General features: G+C 70.3%; 18 protein-coding genes. 8 read left to right on the top strand and 10 right to left on the bottom strand.

The features are described 5' to 3' along the window. Positions 1 to 122 precede the first annotated feature (122 nt). Complete coding sequence (locus A3G1_RS0109905) at positions 123 to 992, bottom strand: LysR family transcriptional regulator (RefSeq protein ID WP_018349318.1); 870 nt, start codon at positions 990 to 992, stop codon at positions 123 to 125. Between the two features lie 71 nt (positions 993 to 1,063). On the opposite strand from A3G1_RS0109905, the gene A3G1_RS0109910 reads away from it, so the two are divergent. The 4 genes from A3G1_RS0109910 to A3G1_RS0109925 all read left to right on the top strand — a co-directional run bounded on the left by A3G1_RS0109910 (position 1,064) and on the right by A3G1_RS0109925 (position 4,532). Next, on the top strand, positions 1,064 to 1,918 hold the full coding sequence (locus tag A3G1_RS0109910; protein WP_018349319.1) for an NAD-dependent epimerase/dehydratase family protein: 855 nt from the start codon (positions 1,064 to 1,066) through the stop codon (positions 1,916 to 1,918). Then, on the top strand, positions 1,918 to 2,781 hold the full coding sequence (locus A3G1_RS0109915; RefSeq protein WP_018349320.1) for an aldo/keto reductase: 864 nt from the start codon (positions 1,918 to 1,920) through the stop codon (positions 2,779 to 2,781). Before A3G1_RS0109910 ends, A3G1_RS0109915 begins: the two co-directional genes overlap by 1 nt. A gap of 79 nt (positions 2,782 to 2,860) precedes the next feature. Beyond that, entirely contained in the window at positions 2,861 to 3,568 is a 708-nt protein-coding gene (locus A3G1_RS0109920; RefSeq protein ID WP_018349321.1) for a TetR/AcrR family transcriptional regulator, read from the top strand. Then, positions 3,561 to 4,532 (top strand): VOC family protein, encoded by a 972-nt coding sequence (locus tag A3G1_RS0109925; RefSeq protein ID WP_018349322.1) that lies wholly within the window; start codon positions 3,561 to 3,563, stop codon positions 4,530 to 4,532. The genes A3G1_RS0109920 and A3G1_RS0109925 overlap by 8 nt, the downstream gene beginning before the upstream one ends. Here the strand turns inward: A3G1_RS0109925 and A3G1_RS0109930 are convergent, their stop codons facing one another. Next, positions 4,533 to 5,297 (bottom strand): SDR family oxidoreductase, encoded by a 765-nt coding sequence (locus A3G1_RS0109930; RefSeq protein WP_018349323.1) that lies wholly within the window; start codon positions 5,295 to 5,297, stop codon positions 4,533 to 4,535. Further along, positions 5,294 to 6,160 (bottom strand): NAD(P)-dependent oxidoreductase, encoded by an 867-nt coding sequence (locus A3G1_RS0109935; protein WP_026211987.1) that lies wholly within the window; start codon positions 6,158 to 6,160, stop codon positions 5,294 to 5,296. The genes A3G1_RS0109930 and A3G1_RS0109935 overlap by 4 nt, the downstream gene beginning before the upstream one ends. A gap of 143 nt (positions 6,161 to 6,303) precedes the next feature. Here A3G1_RS0109935 and A3G1_RS0109940 point away from each other — a divergent pair, with 143 nt between their 5' ends. Beyond that, entirely contained in the window at positions 6,304 to 6,651 is a 348-nt protein-coding gene (locus tag A3G1_RS0109940; RefSeq protein ID WP_018349325.1) for a winged helix-turn-helix transcriptional regulator, read from the top strand. On the opposite strand, the gene A3G1_RS0109945 is transcribed toward A3G1_RS0109940, so the two are convergent. Beyond that, complete coding sequence (locus tag A3G1_RS0109945) at positions 6,648 to 7,262, bottom strand: TetR/AcrR family transcriptional regulator (protein ID WP_245563469.1); 615 nt, start codon at positions 7,260 to 7,262, stop codon at positions 6,648 to 6,650. The genes A3G1_RS0109940 and A3G1_RS0109945 overlap by 4 nt on opposite strands. A gap of 70 nt (positions 7,263 to 7,332) precedes the next feature. Between A3G1_RS0109945 and A3G1_RS0109950 the strand changes: the two genes are divergently transcribed. Next, positions 7,333 to 7,869: a peroxiredoxin-like family protein gene (locus A3G1_RS0109950; RefSeq protein ID WP_018349327.1), complete on the top strand. Its 537-nt coding sequence runs from the start codon at positions 7,333 to 7,335 to the stop codon at positions 7,867 to 7,869. On the opposite strand, the gene A3G1_RS38365 is transcribed toward A3G1_RS0109950, so the two are convergent. From A3G1_RS38365 to A3G1_RS41710, 4 genes are all read right to left on the bottom strand, one after another. Next, positions 7,856 to 9,484 (bottom strand): WG repeat-containing protein, encoded by a 1,629-nt coding sequence (locus A3G1_RS38365; RefSeq protein ID WP_018349328.1) that lies wholly within the window; start codon positions 9,482 to 9,484, stop codon positions 7,856 to 7,858. The genes A3G1_RS0109950 and A3G1_RS38365 overlap by 14 nt on opposite strands. 74 nt (positions 9,485 to 9,558) lie before the next feature. Then, positions 9,559 to 10,830 (bottom strand): citrate synthase, encoded by a 1,272-nt coding sequence (locus tag A3G1_RS0109960; protein ID WP_018349329.1) that lies wholly within the window; start codon positions 10,828 to 10,830, stop codon positions 9,559 to 9,561. 252 nt (positions 10,831 to 11,082) lie between these two features. Next, positions 11,083 to 13,278, bottom strand: a complete 2,196-nt coding sequence (locus tag A3G1_RS0109965) for an MMPL family transporter (RefSeq protein WP_018349330.1) — start codon at positions 13,276 to 13,278, stop codon at positions 11,083 to 11,085. 285 nt (positions 13,279 to 13,563) lie between these two features. Then, a complete protein-coding gene (locus A3G1_RS41710; protein WP_018349331.1) occupies positions 13,564 to 14,061 on the bottom strand; it encodes a hypothetical protein in 498 nt (165 codons plus the stop codon). A gap of 345 nt (positions 14,062 to 14,406) precedes the next feature. On the opposite strand from A3G1_RS41710, the gene A3G1_RS0109975 reads away from it, so the two are divergent. Continuing rightward, positions 14,407 to 14,724, top strand: coding sequence for a helix-turn-helix domain-containing protein (locus tag A3G1_RS0109975; protein ID WP_018349332.1), 318 nt, complete (start codon positions 14,407 to 14,409; stop codon positions 14,722 to 14,724). Positions 14,725 to 14,776: 52 nt separating this feature from the next. On the opposite strand, the gene A3G1_RS0109980 is transcribed toward A3G1_RS0109975, so the two are convergent. Both A3G1_RS0109980 and A3G1_RS0109985 read right to left on the bottom strand, forming a co-directional pair. Beyond that, positions 14,777 to 16,069: a PepSY-associated TM helix domain-containing protein gene (locus A3G1_RS0109980; protein ID WP_018349333.1), complete on the bottom strand. Its 1,293-nt coding sequence runs from the start codon at positions 16,067 to 16,069 to the stop codon at positions 14,777 to 14,779. Positions 16,070 to 16,182: 113 nt separating this feature from the next. Continuing rightward, positions 16,183 to 16,941, bottom strand: coding sequence for a DUF1684 domain-containing protein (locus A3G1_RS0109985; RefSeq protein WP_083936838.1), 759 nt, complete (start codon positions 16,939 to 16,941; stop codon positions 16,183 to 16,185). 106 nt (positions 16,942 to 17,047) lie between these two features. Between A3G1_RS0109985 and A3G1_RS0109990 the strand changes: the two genes are divergently transcribed. Continuing rightward, the gene (locus A3G1_RS0109990) at positions 17,048 to 17,635 is read left to right on the top strand and encodes an ArsR/SmtB family transcription factor (RefSeq protein WP_018349335.1); all 588 of its coding nucleotides are present in this window, start codon (positions 17,048 to 17,050) and stop codon (positions 17,633 to 17,635) included. The last annotated feature ends 15 nt before the right edge of the window (positions 17,636 to 17,650 follow it).

Genomic DNA, 17,650 nt, shown 5'->3' on the forward strand with positions numbered 1-17,650 from the left:
TGGCGTGAACTCCGTCGTGGTGATGCCTCTACGATCCGGCAGCGGCGGGGAGCCATCAACGCACGATCCGAGCATGACCGTTTACAGAAGTTCAATGATCGACGGTCACCGTGCCCGTGCCGTCAGGGGCTCAGCAGGTGTGCGCGGAGGGCTTCGGCCAGCGGGTTGTCGCGGCGGGGCATGGCGATGCCGATGTGCCGGGCCGGGCGGGGCGACGTGACCGGTACGGCGGCGATGTCAGCCGCCGGGTCCAGCGCGACCTCCGGGATCAGGGCGACGCCGACCCCGGCGGAGACGAGCGCCTGGGCGAAGAAGTAGTCCGTCGTGCTCGCCGCGACCGTCAGCTCGAAGCCGGCCCGTGCGGCGTACCGGTGCAGGTAGTCGCTGGTCTTCATGCAGCCCATGACCCAGCGCTCGCCGGCCAGGTCCGCGAGGTCCAGCTCGGCCCGGCTCGCGTACGGGTGACCGGCCGGCAGCACCATCCACATCGGATCGTCGCGGATCGGGGTCCAGGTCAGGCCGGCGCGGACGGGGAGCGGGCCGTCGAAGTGGTACGCGAGCGCGATGTCCGCCTGGCCTTCCCGCAGCAGCGGCAGGCTGAACTCCGGCTCGCGTTCCAGCACGACGAGCTCGGCTTCCGGGTGGTCGGCGGTGAACGCGGTCAGCGCGGCGGGCAGCAGTTTCCGGCCGCCGCTCGTGAAGGTCGCGATCGTGAGCCGGGTCCGGCGGGTCGTCAGCTGCTCGATCCGCCGCTGGGCGTGGTGCAGCTCGGCGGTGATGACCTCGGCAGCCTCGACGAGGAGGCGGCCGGATTCGGTGAGGACGACGCCACGGGTGCTGCGGTCCACCACCGCCGCACCGAGGGTGCGTTCCAGCGCGGCGATCTGCTGGGAGACGGCCGAGGGGGTGAAGCGGAGCGCTGCGGCCGCCTTGCTGAAGCTGCCGTGCCGGGCCACCTCGCGGAGTACCCGGAGCCGCTGGACGTCGATCATCAGTTTTCCTAACAGCTGGTTTAGCAAGTCACCACTTCTGCTAACCGATGCTAACCGGCAGGCTATCGATCATGAAACGGATCGCGGTGATCGGCGGCAGCCGGTACTTCGGGAAAGACCTGGTCCTGCGGCTGCGCGACGCGGGCCACGCGGTGACGGTGGTCAACAGGGGCTCGGCTGCGGTGCCGGAGGGCGTCGCGCACGTCGTGGCCGACCGGGACGACGAGGCGGCCCTGACCGAAGCCCTGCGAGACCAGGCCTTCGATGTCGTACTCGACCAGGTCCTCTACACCCCGCGCCAGGCCGCCGCCGCAGCCCGCGTCTTCGCCGGCCGGACCAGCCGGTACGTGATGACGTCCACGATCGAGGTGTACGACGGGGTGGCCGGCGGCACGGCCCCGCTCACCGAGTCCGCCATCGACCTCGCGGCGCTGCCGGTCGACCTGAATGCTGTGACCTGGGAGTACGCCGAGGGCAAGCGGCAGGCGGAGGCGGTGCTGGCGCGTTCCGGCCTGCCGTACGTGACGGTCAGGGCCGGGCACGTCCTCGGCGCCGGGGACTTCACCGGGCGGCTGGAGCACTACGCGACCCGGGCCCGGGCCGGCGAGCCGATCGTCGTCGCGGCCGAGGACCAGCCGTCCTCCTTCATCCACGCCCCCGAGATGGCGGCGTTCCTGCACTGGGCGGCCGACGGCACGTTCACCGGGCCGGTCAACGCCTGCTCACACGGCGAGCTGACGGCGACTGACCTCTGTGGACAGATCGCCGCCACTCCGGTGTACCGGACGGCCGACCCCGGTGAGCCCGTCTCCCCCTTCTCCTTCGCCAGGTACTACGGCATGGACAACGCCCGCGCCCAGGCCCTCGGCTTCCCGTTCAGCCACGTCTCCAGCTGGCTGCCCGCCGTCTTCAAGGAGCTCTCCTGATGCGTACCCGCACCCTCGGCACCCGTGACGTCAGCGCGATCGGGCTCGGCGCGATGCCGCTGTCCATCGAGGGCAGGCCGGACGAGGCCCGGGCGTCCGCCACCATCCACGCGGCGCTGGACGCGGGGGTGACGCTGCTCGACACCGCCGACTCGTACCACTGGCACGCCGGGGAGGAAGGACACAACGAGGAGCTGATCGCCCGGGCGCTCGCGGCGTACGGGCCGGCCGATCACGTGCTCGTCGCGACGAAGGGCGGGCGCGGCAGGCCAGGCGACGGCTCGTGGACCGTGACCGGCAGCCCGGCCCACCTGAAAGCCGCGGCCGAGCGCTCACTCCGGCGGCTAAGCGTCGAGGCGATCGACCTCTACCAGCTCCACAAGCCCGACCCGGCCGTACCCTTCGCCGAATCCGTCGGCGCGCTGGCCGAGCTCGCGGAGGCCGGCAAGATCCGGCAGGTGGGGCTGTCGAATGTCAGCTCGGCGCAGATCCGCGAAGCGGCTGCGATCCTCGGGGGCCGTCTGGTCTCGGTACAGAACAGATTCTCCGCCGGGCACCGGGAAGCCGCAGCCGAGCTGGAGACCTGCGCCGAGCTGGGCCTGGCCTTCCTGCCCTGGAGCCCGCTCGGCGGCATCTCCCGGTCGGCGCTGGACGGCCCGGGCGAGGCACCCACCCGCAACGCCTTCCACGACGTCGCGGCGGAGCGGGAGGCCAGCCCGCAGCAGGTCGCGCTGGCCTGGCTGCTCGCACAGTCGCCGGTGGTGATCCCGATCCCCGGCGCGAGCCGCCCGGAGACGATCCGCGACTCGGCGGCCGCCGCCGACCTGGATCTCACCCCGTCCGAGCTGGCCAGACTCGGCTGACACGCGTCTGAGGCTTGGTGACTCGTGACCAGAAAGCTATTCTGGTCACGAGTTACTGTCCAGAATGGAGGCCCAGGCGATGGCGAACGAGGAACGCGCCGACCGGATCATGGACGCGGCCCGGGAACTCCTGCTCCGCTGGGGCTATCCGAAGGTCACCATCGCCGACATCGCGCAGCGGGCAGGCATCGGCAAGGGCACGATCTACCTGCACTGGCGGAGCAAGGACCAGGTGTTCTTCGCGGTGGCGGCCCAGGAGGCCGTGGCCACGTTCGAGGCGGTGGTCGCGGCGATGCGCGCGGATCCCGCCGAGATCGCACTCGACCGGTACCTGCGCAGGTTCTACGTCGAGGCGATGGGGCGGCCGGTGCTGCGCGCCCTGTTCACGCGCGACGCCGGCACGCTCGGCGGGTTCCTGACCAGCCCGGCCCGGAAACCGGTGCAGGGGGCGAAGCTGCTGGCCTCCGAGGAGTACCTGGGCCTGCTCGCCCAGCACGGGCTGCTCCGCGACGGGGCTGATCCGGCGGCGGTGGGGTATCCGGTGCAGGCCATCGCGTACGGCTTCTTCACCGTCGATCCGTTCCTGGCCGGCGAGCCACCGGACGTGCCGGAGCGGGCCGACCGGCTCGCCGAGGTGCTGCACCGGGCATACGGCCCGGCGCGCCGGCCAGCCGCCCGCTCGTACGCCACGGCGGCCCCGGCGGTGATCGGCGTCTTCGAGCGGCTGAGCGCCGGATTCCGCGCGGCCGCGTACCAGCACACTCCCAGGGAGGCCGATCATGCCTGAGTACGACATCACGGGGCTGCACCACGTCGGGCACCTCGTCGGGGATCCGGCTGCCGCCGTCGCCCTGTACCGCAGGCTCGGCTTCACCGTCCCCGGCATGTCCTACCCCGCGCTGCCGGGGGTCCCCGGCGGCCCGCCGGAGCCGATCGGGGCTGGCAACACGCATGTGCGCTTCCCCGGCGGGTTCATCGAGCTGGTCACCATCGCGGCCGGCCCGGGCAGCGTCCCGCCCGGCGCTCGGCTGCTGCCGATCAGCGTCCCGGAGGACAGTCTGCCCGGCGTGCTCGCCGCGATCCGTTCGACGGCCGCCAACCTGAGTGCCTGCCTGGAGCGCTTCGAGGGCATGCACATCGCGATGTTCGACTCGCACGATCCCGAGGCGGCTGCCGCCCGGCTCACCGCGGCTGGAGTCGGCCACGGCGGGCTGCACGCGGTGCAGCGCCCGGCCGAGACCAGCGCGGGAGTCAGGATGCTGCCCGTCAGGTACCTGGAGATCGACGGCCCGGAGCCTGGCCGGGTCCCCGAGGGCCGGATCGGGCTGGCCAGCGACGCACCAGCCACAGATCTCGTCCACCCCCGCCACGCCAACGGGGCCGTGGCGCTGACCGGCTGCCTGCTCGCCGTCGCCGACGACGCCCTGCGCGAGACCGAGGGCCGATACGCGGCGTACCTCGGCCGCAGCGCCACCGGCACGGCTACGGTCCGGCACTTCGAGCTGGGCGACGCGACCGTGACCGTGGCCGCCGCGTCCGCAGTACCGGATCTGTTCCCGGGCAGCGGACAGGCACTACCTCTCCCCAGTTTCCTGTCGTCCACTGTGGAGGTCGCGGACCTGGCCGAAACGCGAGACTATCTGCTCAGCGCCGGTTTCGCCCCGGCAGCGACGAGCACCGGGGACCTCGCGATCCCGGCGAGTGCCGCACTCGGCATGACGATCGTGTTCAGGCAGCGGAACCGGGCCTGATCAGGCGGGCACCGCGACCACGTTGCGGCCGAGGCCGCCGTCGACGCCCAGCTCGAAGCCGGTCGTGAACGTCGCGTCGAAGGCCAGGAACAGCGCGGCCTTCGCGATCTCCTCAGGAGTGCCGATCCGGCCCATCGGGGTGAGGTGGTTACCTTCGGCCTCGAAGGCGGCCAGCTCCTCGGCCGGCGCCCCCGTGACACCCATCGTCGGCGTCTTCACGAATCCGGGGCTGACCGCGTTGACCCTGATCCCGCGCGGCAGCAGCTCCGAGGCGAACACGCGGGCGAAGGACCACATCGCGGCCTTCGATCCCGAGTAGACACTCATCGTCGGGAAACCGCCGAGGTTGGTGACCGCCGTCGTGAACACGATCGACCCGCCGTCGGCGATCAGCGGGGCCAGCTTCTGCACCGTGAAGAAGGCACCCTTGGCGTTGACGTTGAAGATCCAGTCGTAGGTCGCCTCGCTGACCTCGGCGAAAGGTTCGAGCACCGAGACGCCGGCATTCACGAACAGCGCGTCGATCTGGCCGAGATTCTTTTCCGTGTACTCCGCCAGAGCCGCGATGTCCCCCAGGTCCCCTGCGTCCGAGCGCAGGACGTGCGCGCCCTCGCCGAGCGACTGTCTAGCCGCAGCCAGGTTCTGTTCGTTGCGCCCGGTCAGCACGACCTCCGCTCCGCCGTCGAGCAGGCGGTTGGAGATCGCCAGGCCCATGCCGATGGTGCCGCCCGTGACGACGGCCTTCTTACCCGCGTACGCGTTCATGAGTTCCCTTTCGTGATGAGAGTGTCGACGAGGCTGGACAGGCTGTCGGCCCCGTGCCCGGCGGCCACCCGCCGCTCGATGAGTTCCTTGACTGGCTGGAGAAGGTCGAAGCTGACGCCCTGGTCTTGACTCGCCTGCCCGATGTTGGCGAGCGCGTCCGCGTTGACGGCGAGACTGGCGACGTCGGTGTGGTACGCGGCCGCGTCGATCTCGGCGGCGAAGGCCGGGAGCATGCCCGACATCGCCGACAGCCACGGCCCGAGCAGCTCCATGAACTCGGCCGCCCCGGCACCGGCGCTCCGGACCAGCCCCATCGCCTGGTAGAACCCGGCGAACAGGCCGTACATGCCGCTGAGCAGCGCGAGGTCGTAGAGCGCGGCGAGCCCGGGGTCGGTACCGAGGTACACCGGCTTGCCGAAGGCCGACAGCACGGCCGGGGGCTCGGACTCCCCGCTGTACAGGACCAGCGCGCCGGGCTGGCCGATCATCTGCGGTACGGCCATGATCCCGCCGTCCACATAGGTCACACCAGCGCCGGCCGCCCAGGCCGCCAGTGCCCTGGCCTGTTCCGGCGTGCCGTTCGTCAGGTTGACCAGCGTCTTCCCGCCGAGCCCGGCCGCGACCGGGCCGAGCAGGCTTTCCACCGTCGCGTTGTCGGCGACACAGACCACGACGATCGGGCTGGCCGCGACGGCTTCCGACACCGAGGCCGCGAGGCTGGCGCCGCGCGCCGTCAGCGGCCCGGCCTTGGCCGCCGAGCGGTTCCACACGGTCACGGCCTGGCCCGCGTCGAGCAGTGCCCCGGCGAGCGCTGAGCCCATCAGGCCGAGCCCGATCACGGAGACTTGACGTACCGGAGACATGATGCGCCCCTCTGTCCACAGTGCTGGATTGACGGCCACCTGATCTTGGGGCCTTCTCCAGCGTGCCCCGGCGCGCTAGGTTCAGCAAGTACCTACTAAAAAGTCAGGTACTTACCTAGAGGTAAGTGATCGGAGCTGGGACGATGCGCGGCAGGATGTTCTCGTGCGGGCTCGACGCCGCCATGAACGTGATCGGCGGCAAGTGGAAGGCACTGATCCTGTGGGCGCTGCACGCCGAGCCGCGCCGGTTCGGCGAGCTGCGCCGCGACCTGGACGGCATCAGCGAGAAGATGCTGATCCAGCAGCTCAGGGAGATGGAGTGCGACGGCGTGGTGCACCGCGAGGTGTTCCACCAGGTGCCGCCGAAGGTGGAGTACTCGCTGACGCCCCTAGGCCAGAGCCTGAACGCGGCGCTGCTCCCGCTCGGCCTCTGGGGAGACGAGCACCTGGCGGCCATCGAGGACAAAAAGAAGCAGCAGGCAGCGGCCTAGCTGTCCGGCGACAGTCCACGCAGGACGATCGCCAGGCCGCCGTCGAACTCCTCGCCGGCGGTGATCGCCTGGGCGGCGCGGGCCGTGGCGGCCAGGTGGGGATAGGTCCCGCTCAGCCCGGCCATCACGCCCGTACCTGAGCCGGACAGCGGCCCGAGGTGCCCGGCCTGCAACGCGCCCAGCAGGTACGCGAGGAGGGCACGGAACGCGATCACCCGGGCCCGCGCGCCGAACCCGGCACCGGCCAGGACCGCGAGGACGGCGTCACCCCACGCGAGCGTGCCCGGTGACGTGTGCCGGTGGCTGAGCAGCAGCGGGACGACCGCTGGATGGGCACCGATCTGGGTACGGATGCGCCCGGTGAGGACGGCGAGCTGCTCGCGCCACGGCAGGCCGGCCGGGAGCCCGAGGTCGGTACCGGAGACGACCAGGTCGACGACCAGCCGTTCCAGCGCGGAGCGGTCGGGCACGTAGCGGTACAGGGCCATCGTGCTCATGTGGAGTTCCGTGGCGACCGAGCGCATGGTCAGGCCAGGGAGCCCTTCGCGGTCGAGGACGGCGAGGGCTGCGGCGGCGAGCGCGGCCGGGGTCAGTGAGCGCGGGCGTGGCATGGCCTTGACAGCGTACAAGATACGCTCATACCGTCGTAGGCGTACCTCGTACACCTAACGGAGGTCCACCATGCCCAGCACCGCCGTGTCCACCCGCGTCCTCACCGACATCCACGGCCGCCCGGTCCCCGTCCCCGACCCGGGCGGCCTCGTGCACATCCAGTTCCGCAGGTTCGCCGGGTGCCCGGTGTGCAACCTGCACCTGCGGTCGGTGGCCGTCCGGCACGACGAGATCGCGGCAGCCGGCGTCCGCGAGGTGGCCGTCTTCCACTCCACGGCCACAGAGCTGCTCGAACACGCCGCGCACCTGCCGTTCGCCGTGATCGCCGACCCCGGCAGGGTCCTGTACCGCGAGTTCGGCGTCGAGTCCTCGCTGCGCGCCCTGCTCGACCCGCGCGCGTGGCGGCACATCCTCCGGGCGATCGGCACCGCGCTCCGCCGCCGCGACAAGAACCCGGCGCTGAGGCAGGAGGGCGGGCGGCTCGGCCTGCCCGGCGACTTCCTGATCGCCCCGGACGGGCGGATCGTGGCCAGCAAGTACGGCGAGCACGCCTACGACCAGTGGTCAGTGGACGAGATCCTCGCCCACGCGGCTACCGCTCCCTGACGGCCAGCCAGATCATGTACTCGAAGTCGCCGTCGCCGTAGTTCGAGTCCTGCTCGACCGTGAGCAGCCGGCCGTCGGGCAGCAGCCACGAGCGCGTCGCGCCCGCATCGCTGCCCCGCATCCCGTGCACGTCCTCCAGCGGAGTTCCATAGTGGGCGGCCAGCCGCGCCACGTGCCCGTCGAAGGCCCGCTGGATGGCCTCAGCCGTCCGCGTGTCGAGGAACTGGTACTCGCCCCAGATCTCGTCGTTCACATACGCGCTGGCCAGGTACGCGAGGGCGCCAGTGAAGATGTCCTCGTCGTCCCACTCCTCCAGCCCGGCCTCCTCGGTCAGGAATCCGTAGGACATGAAGTACGTCGCGAAGGGGGCCGGGTCGGCCCGCTGGAGGCGGTCGGCGACGACCAGGACGTCGTCGGCCGTCTCTGCCAGGTCCTCGGGGCGGCGGGACAGGAAGCGATAGTGGCGCTTGCCGGGGCCGTCCCGCCAGACGACCCCGCCTGCGGCCGAGCGGAGTTCCTGGCCGCCGGGGCCAGAGGCGAAGGTGGCGAGCGGGGTGGCGTGCTCATCCAGGTACACAAGGGAATGTTCTTCGGTCAGGAACGGCGCTATGCCATGCCCGGAGCCGAAACCCAGCACCCAGCCCTCGTCGTCGGTGACCGGCTCCGGATGCGGGACCGGCAGGAACGTGCCGTCAGCACGCAGCACGCCCCACACGTCATCCTCGCGCAGCGCGACCGTGGCACCGGCCGAGCTGAAGTCCTGAGCCCACAGGAAACGGCCCTCGAAGCCACGCGGCCCCGCGAAACTCAGCATCGACAGGCCGGTCCGGGCCACGCCGCACACCATGCGGCTCGACAGGTGCCGGTCTCCCCTCAGGACGACCGCGCCGGTCGCGTCGAGATAGCCGCCGCCGTCCTGCCAGTGGTCCAGCTCGGCGAAGTAGGCCAGGCCGTCACTGGTGAAAGCGCCGATCTGCCTGTAGCGCGGCGAGAGGATCCAGCTTCCGTCACACCCGGCCAAACCCCACTTCTTCCCGGTACGAGCCGGAGCAGCGCCCTGAGCCGAGAACCCCAGCGCCTCCTCGAACCTCGGCTCGACGACCATCCGGCCCGCCCGGTCGGCATACCCGACCGGCCCGCCAGCCGTGACCCGGACCGGAGCCAGGCCCACCGGAGAGAAGTGCCCAGCGGCCCAGAAGTCACCGGGAACCGCCCGCTCACCCGTCACGTCGACGTAGTACCGGGTCGGCGCCTCACCCTCCCGGACAGCCGCCAGCCCCTCCCGGAACGCCGCAGCCTTGCCGAACCTCGGTTCGATCGCGAACTCGCCGCGCACGTCCACGTACCCGCACAGGCCGTCACGCTTCACGGCGGCCAGGCCCTCCGAGAACCCCCGGACATCGTCGAGCACCGGCTCCATCAGCCACCGTCCGGTGTGGTCGACGAACCCCCACGACCCGCCGGCCGCCCGCGCCGGAGCCACGTACCCGCCGGCCGCACCGGCCACGAACCTGCCCACCGCCGTCAGCTCCCCCGGCGCGCGCAACAGCTCGCCGGTCGCCCGGTCCGTGAGCGCGAAGCGCTCCTCGCCCACACGCAGTACCGCTGGAAGCATGCGAGCCAACGTACAGCACCGCCCCGGTTCCAGTGTCTCCACTGTGGAACCGGGGCGGTGCGGCAGAATAAGGGTTACGCCGGGTAGCGGCGCTCCAGCGGGCCGGTGTAGACCTGCCGCGGACGGCCGATCTTCGTCGCCGGGTCCTCGATCATCTCGCGCCACTGGGCGATCCATCCGGGCAGGCGGCCCATCGCGAACAGCACGGTGAACATGTGCGTCGGGAAGCCCATCGCCTTGTAGATCAGGCCGGTGTAGAAGTCGACGTTCGGGTAGAGCTTGCGGGAGACGAAGTAGTCGTCGGCCAGCGCCAGCTCCTCCAGCTCCATCGCCAGGTCCAGCAGCGGGTCCGGCTTGGCCATCCGGTCCAGCACGTCCCGCACGGCCTTCTTCACGATGACCGAGCGCGGGTCGAAGTTCTTGTAGACGCGGTGACCGAAGCCCATCAGCTTGACGCCGGGCTCCTTGTCCTTCACCCGGCGGACGAAGCCACGGACGTCGCCGCCGGACTCCTTGATGCCCTCGAGCATCTCCAGCACCGCCGAGTTCGCGCCGCCGTGCAGCGGGCCGCTCAGCGCGGTGATGCCGGCCCCGACGCAGCCGAACAGGTTCGCGTTGGCCGAGCCGACCAGGCGCACCGTCGACGTCGAGCAGTTCTGCTCGTGGTCGGCGTGCAGGATGAGCAGCATGTCGAGCGTGCGCGCGACGACCGGGTCCACCTCGTAGTCCGTGGTGGGGAAGCCGAAGGTCATCCGCAGGAAGTTCTCCACGTACCCGAGGGAGTTGTCCGGGTACATCAGCGGCTGGCCGATCGAGTTCTTGAAGGCGTACGACGCGATCGTCGGCACCTTCGCCAGCAGCCGGATGGTGGACATCTCCACCTGCTTCTGGTCGAACGGGTCGAGGCTGTCCTGGTAGAAGGTGGACAGCGCGTTGACCGCCGAGGACAGCACAGCCATCGGGTGCGCGTCGCTCGGGAAGTTCTTGAAGAAGCGGCGCATGTCCTCGTGCAGCAGCGTGTGCATCCGGATCTGCTCTGTGAACTCCTCCAGCTGGGCCGGAGTCGGCAGCTCGCCGTAGATCAGCAGGTAGGACGTCTCGAGGAAGGTCGACTTCTCGGCCAGGTCCACGATCGGGTAGCCGCGGTAGCGCAGGATGCCGGCGTCACCGTCGATGTAGGTGATGGCCGACGTACACGAGGCGGTGTTCACGAACCCCGGGTCGAGGGTGACGTGCCCCGTCGTGCTGAGCAGCTTGCCGATCCCGAGACCGCCAGGTCCCTCCGTGGCCTCCTGGACGGGCAGTTCGAGTGAACCGCCTGTGTGCTCCAGCTTGAAGTCCGTCATCCCGGCTCCCACTCCTTCGTGTCCAGGCACAGCGTACGTCGCCCGCTGTTAGGGGGAAGCGGGAACGATGAGGTCTCTTCATAATCCTGCGAATCAGCCACATGCTAGGACCAGCCCCGGCCACGGTGATACCCATCACCGGGTCACCTACACTCCGGCAGGCCTGTTCCGCGCACACGAGCGCAGGGCAGGCCCCGGTGCGGGGACTGCCCTGTGCTCTGCGTTACCCGGCTGCCGCCGGGTCAAACCTGGCTAGCCGACCTGGGCGTACTCACGCTCGCGGTGCTTCGGCTCCGCCGGCGCCGGCTTGCGGCGGAGGAACTTCGGCGCCCACCAGTTCGCCTCGCCCAGCAGGGTCATCAGGCTCGGCAGCACCACACCGCGGATCAGCGTCGCGTCGATCAGGATCGCCGCCGCCAGGCCCACGCCGAGCTGCTTCATGTCGATCGTGCTCAGGGTGGCGAAGATCCCGAACACCGCGACCATGACGACCGCCGCGCTGGTCACGACGCCGGCCGAGGACGTGATGCCTTCGGCGACCGCCTGCCGGTTGGACAGGCCGCGGTCCCGGGCCTCGCGGATCCGGCTGACCACGAACACGTGGTAGTCCATCGACAGGCCGAACAGGATCACGAAGAGGAACAGCGGCAGCCAGGACACCACGGAGTGCGTCGAGCGGAAGTCCAGCAGGCTCTCCGCCCAGGTGCCGTTCTGGAAGACCGCGACGAGCAGGCCGTAGGCCGCGCCGACCGACAGCATGTTCAGGAGGATCGCGGTCAGTGCCACCACGACCGAGCGGAACACGAAGGTCATCATCACGAACGTGAGCAGCAGCACGAACCCGATGACCAGCGGCAGCTTCTCCTTCACGTGCGCCGCGTAGTCCACGTCACCGGCCACCTCGCCGCCGACCGCGTACTGCGCGCCGGACAGGGTGCCGATCGTCTCCGGCACGAGCGTCTTGCGGAGCTTGTCGAGCGAGTCGTGGGCCTGCGTGCTCCCACTGGAGTACGGCGTGGCCACGTACACCAGGGTCACCGTGCCGTCAGCGGACACCCGGGGCTTGGACAGGCCGTCCTGGGCGAAGAGCGCGTCACCCTTGGTCCGGTTCGTCAGGTTCTCCACGGCCTTGGCGACCTGGTCCTTCGCGGCGGCCGGAGCCTTGATCGCGACCATGTGCGCCGTACCGGTGCTCGGGAAGGCCGCCGTCATCCGGTCGTAGGCCTGCATCACGGACGTGGTCCGGGGCAGGTCGGCCTCGCCGGGCAGCCGGAGCTTCATGTTCAGCGCCGGGACCGCGAGCGCGGCGAGCGCGAGCCCCGAGATGAGGAACGTGACGACCGGGTACCGCAGCGCCGGGCGGAGCACGAACGGCCAGAACTTCGGCGGGGTGCTTTTCGGGGCGGTGAGCCGCCACAGGAAGGGAACCCGGGGGCGGTCCACCCAGCGGCCCAGCTTGCCGAGCACTGCGGGCAGCACGGTCAGCGAGCCGACCATCGCGATGGCGACCACCAGGATCGAGCCGACAGCCATCGAGGAGAACACGGTGTCGTTGGCGAGGAACATGCCGGCCATCGACACGATCACCGCGAAGCCGGAGACCACGACCGCGTGGCCGGAGGTCTTGGCGGCCAGCTCGATGGCGTCGATGTGCGACATGCCCTTGGCGCGTTCCTCACGCTCCCGGCGGAGGTAGAACAGTGAGTAGTCGACACCGACAGCCATGCCGACCAGCAGGACGACGCTGCTGACCGCGTCGACGGCCGGTACGAGGTGCGAGGCGGCTGCCGACAGGCCGATCGCGGAGGCGACGGCGGACAGCGCCAGCAGCAGCGGTACGCCGGCGGCGATCAGCGCGCCGAACGCGATCAAGAGGATGGCCAGCGTCACCGGGATGCTGAACAGCTCGGCCTTCTGGAAGTCCTTGCCGAGGGTGTCGTTGAGGGCCTTGCCGATGGACAGGCCACCGACCTCCTCGATCCGCAGCCCCGGGTACTCCTTCTGCACCGCGGCCGTGGCGTCGAGCAGCTTGTCGACGTCGTGCTTCTCGCCCTTCGGCAGTTCCTTGAGGTTGACCTTGACGACCACGGCCTTGCCGTCGGGCGACGGGACCGGATCGTCCACAGTGGTCACCATGCCGGTGAGCCCGGTCATCCTCGCCTTGACCGCCTCGGCGGCCTTGTCGGCCTGCGCCTTGTCCAGGCTGCCGGACTGCGCCGTGATGAGGATGTTCTCCGACGGCTCCTTCGGGAACTTGCCGTCCTCGGCGATCTGGGAGGCCCTGCTGACCTCACCGATGTTCTGGTCGTCGTTCGTGGCCTCGTTCACCCCGACCACCTGGCCGACCGTGAAGCAGAGCGCGACGAAGACCAGCCACAGGCCGATCACCCGCCACGGGTTCGTGGCGCTGTACCGCGCTACACGTACCGTCCAGGGCCCCTTAGACATTTCGACTTCCTCCCCCTGAGGCGGGCCGATCCCTTCGCCGGCCCGTAGAAGAGCCTCGCGGACCGGCCACTTCGGAACCATCCGGGAAGCCCCCGAAGCCACCCGGGGGTTAACCTCAGGCCGCCCACTAGGGGTAGCTCATCCTCAAGATCTAGACCTCCTCACCTCAGGGTCTGATGATGCGCGCCACACCATCCACAGTGCTCTGTCCTCACCGGAGACACCAATCAGCTGGCAGATCGGCGATCTGCCAGCTTCCCCTGATCCTGTATACCCCTGGCGGGGCTAGTTCGCCCCGAACGGGTCACCAGCCAGCCGGCCCGGCTGCGAGTAGTGCACGGTGTCGTAGGTGCCGTCGTTGTTCGTGTCGGTCACGGTCACGTCAGCGACGCCGTCGAAGTCCTCGTCCTTGAGGGCGAGGTCAGCCCGGCCGTCGTAGTTCTGGTCCGCGATCGCGACGTCGGCGATGCCGTCGTGGTTGTGGTCCTCGGCGTACAGGTCGACGCGGCCGTCGTGGTTCCGGTCGGAGTACACGGCGTCGTACTTGCCGTCGCCGTCCGTGTCCACGGTCGCGGTGTCCAGGTCGTGGCCGGGCCCGTAGCCGTGGGTGTAGACGACCTCGGCGTGCCCGTCGCCGTCACGGTCGATCTCCACCTTGTCGGCGTACCCGTCGCCGTCGACGTCGGTCATCGTCTCGGTGTGCCCGTCCGAGAAGGTCGAGGTGACGACGGTCGGCTCGTGGTCGGCCGGGTCGTCCATGGGCTCCAGCTCAAGTTCGCTCATGCCGATGAGTCTAAGAACTCCAGGCCACCGGCAGATCCCACGTTCGTGCCGTGCTGGCCGGGGTTGGGCAGACTGGCCGCTTCAGCAGGTTCCCTTCGCGCTCCGGCCCCGGGGGGCCTCCGCGCGAAGCGAACCGCGGCCAGCCTGCCCAACCCGTGCCCGGGCGCCGTTACCGCTGCCACGTCTGCCGGCGGTTTACAGTCAGTCCAGTTGTGGCCAGGCTGGAATCCCGATGGTTGTCCAGATCTGGTCAGCCGCGGCCGCTGCCCAGCCTGCCCGGATACGGGGCGACAAGTCGGGGCACTGGCAGTCGAAGGAACGCACCCGCGACGAGGAGGCGGCAGGATGACCAGCTACAGCCGGTGGAAGGACATCCGGGCGGAGCACGTCGAGCGGGCTGGCGGAGCTGAGGCGGTGGAGGCAGGCAAGCAGGAAATGCTCGCGGAGATCGTCGGGCACCGGCTCGCCGAGATCCGCAAGGCGCGCGGGCTGACCCAGCAGCAGGTGGCTGAGCGGATGGGCGTGACCAAAGGCCGGGTGTCGCAGATCGAGCAGGGGCAGATCTCCGGGCAGGAGGTCGTCGCGCGGTTCGCTGAGGCCCTGGGCGGCCGGCTTCACCAGGCGATCTACTTCGATGACGGGGAGATCGCCGCGATCGCCTGAGACACGAGGCGCGGGTACCCCGGTGAGGTACCCGCGCCGTACGCGCCAGGGATCAGCTCCGGCGGAGCCTGGTCCGCAGTCCGGCCAGCAGGTCGATCGCCAGGAAGGCTGCCAGGCTGATACCCAGTAGGGGGATGGCCCAGCCGACGGCCGCGATCACGAGCGGGACGAGGGTGATGACGGCTGGGTGGAGGTCGCGCCAGCCGCCCCGGGCGGGGGCTGCGCCGAGCGGGGCGCGGCGGTCGGCGCGGGTGGGGCGGCGCTGCCACCACATCAGGTACCCGAAAATGATCACGAAGACCAGGCCGAGCGCGATCGCGGCCAGGACCACCTGGTTGGCCAGGCCGAACAGGTTGCCCATGTGGGCGTGGATGCCGAGGTTGGACAGTTTGGACAGCAGCGGCCGGTCGTCCCAGCTGGCCCGGGAGGTCATGGTGGCGGTGGCCGGGTCGATGGCCGCCTTGTCGAGGCGGACCGGCCAGGTCTTGTCCGTCTGGGCGACGACCCAGGCCTTGCCGGGGCCCGCGAGGGTGATCTCGACGGGGCCGGACAGGCCCTCGTCGCGGGCGGTGGTGAGGATGGCGTCGATGTCGCCGTTGATCGTGGAGACCCCGGCTGACATGCCGTGACCTGCGTGTTCACCGGCCGGGGCTGCGGCGGCGGGTGCGCTGGGGAGCGTGGTGTTCAGCTTCGGCGGGGTGGCGCTGAGTGAGGTGAGGGCCTGCTGGAAGTTCTCGCCGGCGTAGGTGGACCAGGTCAGGCCGGTCGCGGAGAGGAAGAGCAGGCCGAGCGTGAGCCAGACGCCGGCACTCGCGTGCCACGACCTGGTCCTGCGGACACCCTTGGCACCTTTCTCCGGGCGGACGGCAAGGCGCCGGTTACGCCGCCACCAGAGGATCAGGCCACCGAGGACCAGTACCCAGAGCCAGCTCGCCGCGAGCTCCGAGTAGATCCGGCCGGGCTCGCCGAGGTGCAGGTTCTTGTGGAGGTCAGCCAGCCAGGCCGTCAGCGGGGTGTTGCCGTCGACGGTGTCCAGGACGCCGCGCACCTTGCCGGTGTACGGGTCGACGTAGGCACTCTGCCCTTCGAAGTTCACCCGGGTCGTCGCTTCCGCGCCCTCGGGGAGGGTGACGCTGACCAGCTCGCCGCCCGGTACCGCGGCCTGGGCCGCCTTGACCTGGTCGGCGACGGGCAGGCGGGTGGTGCCGGGTTCCGTGGACAGTTCGCGGCTGTAGACGACCTGGTCGAGCTGGGGCGCGAGCGCGTACAGGAAGCCGCTCAGGGCTGCGACCAGCAGGAACGGGGCGACCAGGATGCCTGCGTAGAAGTGCAGCCTGCGTAGCACTGGGGTCTCCTCGAGGGTTGGGCTCTCGGGTACCTCAGTCGTGCTGGTGACCGCGGGCAGTTCCTGGCCGGCCCGGTGAGCATCCGCACACGGGCCGGCCGGAACTTTTCGCCCTACTCGGACGACCTCAGCGACTTTTCGCCGGCCTCGACCCGGAACGGCAGCACGTTCTGCTCCGGGGGCAGCGGGCAGACGAACGCGTCGGAGAACGCGCACGGCGGCAGGCTGGCCCGGTTGAAGTCGAGCTCCACGGGGCCGCCGCCCTGCGGTACCTGCGGGAAGAGGAACCGGGCTGCCCCGTAGCTCTCCTTCCCGCTCGTCCCGTCGCGGAACGTGATGTGCGCGATGTTCTCGCCGCCGTGCAGGGCGAGCACCTCGACCGGCTGGCCGTCCACCTCGAACGACAGGGTGCCGAGCAGCGGGTAGTCGGCGACCCGGTCGGTGTAGCTGTGCTCGATGTGCACGGTGTCGAAGGGGTCCGCCGGGGTGAACTGGGCGGGGATCACCCACTTCCGGTCGGGCTCGAACGTGTCGATGCCCTGGAAGGAGCGGGCCGCCTCAGAGTTCACGTCGTAGGCGCGGACCGCGAAGTCCTCGCCCCGCCGGATGATCAGGAGCTCGATCTCGCCGTACCAGAGCCGCGAGTCCTCGTAGACCAGCGCCTCGGTGATCGGCTCGCCGTCGAGGGTCAGGCCGTCGGCGCCGGTGACCCGGACGCCGGTGCCCTCGGTGCGCCACGTGCCGGGGATGTCGTCGATGACCGTGTCCCCGTACAGCCAGTGGGTACCGGTCAGCGTCGCCGACCCGCCCCGCGCGACCACTGCGGCCTCCCGCTTGGCTCGCCACTGCCGCCACTCGTCAACAAAAGTCATGGCTGGACGCTAGCCGCTGGCGGTCCGGCACCCAAGGGGCTGGTGATCAACAACTACTACAGAATTTTGTTTGCAGAATTTCCTCTGCGGTTGGTACGGTCGGAGCATGACACCCCCCGAGTCCCCCGATCCGCGCACGCGCCGGGTCAGCAGCACCGGCGAGTTCAAGGCCCTCGCGCACCCCATCCGGCTCAGCCTGCTCGGCGCGCTGCGCGCCCACGGCCCGGACACCTCGGCCGGCCTGGCCAGGCGGCTGGGCACCGACACCGGCACGACCAGCTACCACCTGCGCAAGCTGGCCGAGGCCGGATTCATCGAGGACGACCCCAGCACCGACGGCCGTGAGCGCCGCTGGCGGGCCGCCCACCAGCTCACCGACTGGGACAGCACGGCGCTCGCCGCCACAGCCGAGGGCCGGGAGGCCATGCACCTGCTGCGCAACCAGCAGGTCGGCAACCTCCAGCGGGACATCAGCCAGTTCCAGCACCACATCGCCGACGTGCCGGCCGAGTGGATCGAGGCTGCCGGGATCGGCGACCTGCTGATCCGGCTCAGCCCCGAGGCCGTCACCGAGCTGTGGGACCGGTTCTACGCCCACGCCGAGGAGCTGCGCGAGCGCGAGGCCGCGAATCCGGCCGCCGTGCCGGTGTCCATCGTGGTGTCCGGGTACCCGCGGCTGGAGGGCTGGGAGTGAGCGCCGCCAGCCGGT

It is taken from the genome of Longispora albida DSM 44784 (assembly GCF_000379825.1).
Lineage (GTDB): Bacteria > Actinomycetota > Actinomycetes > Mycobacteriales > Micromonosporaceae > Longispora > Longispora albida.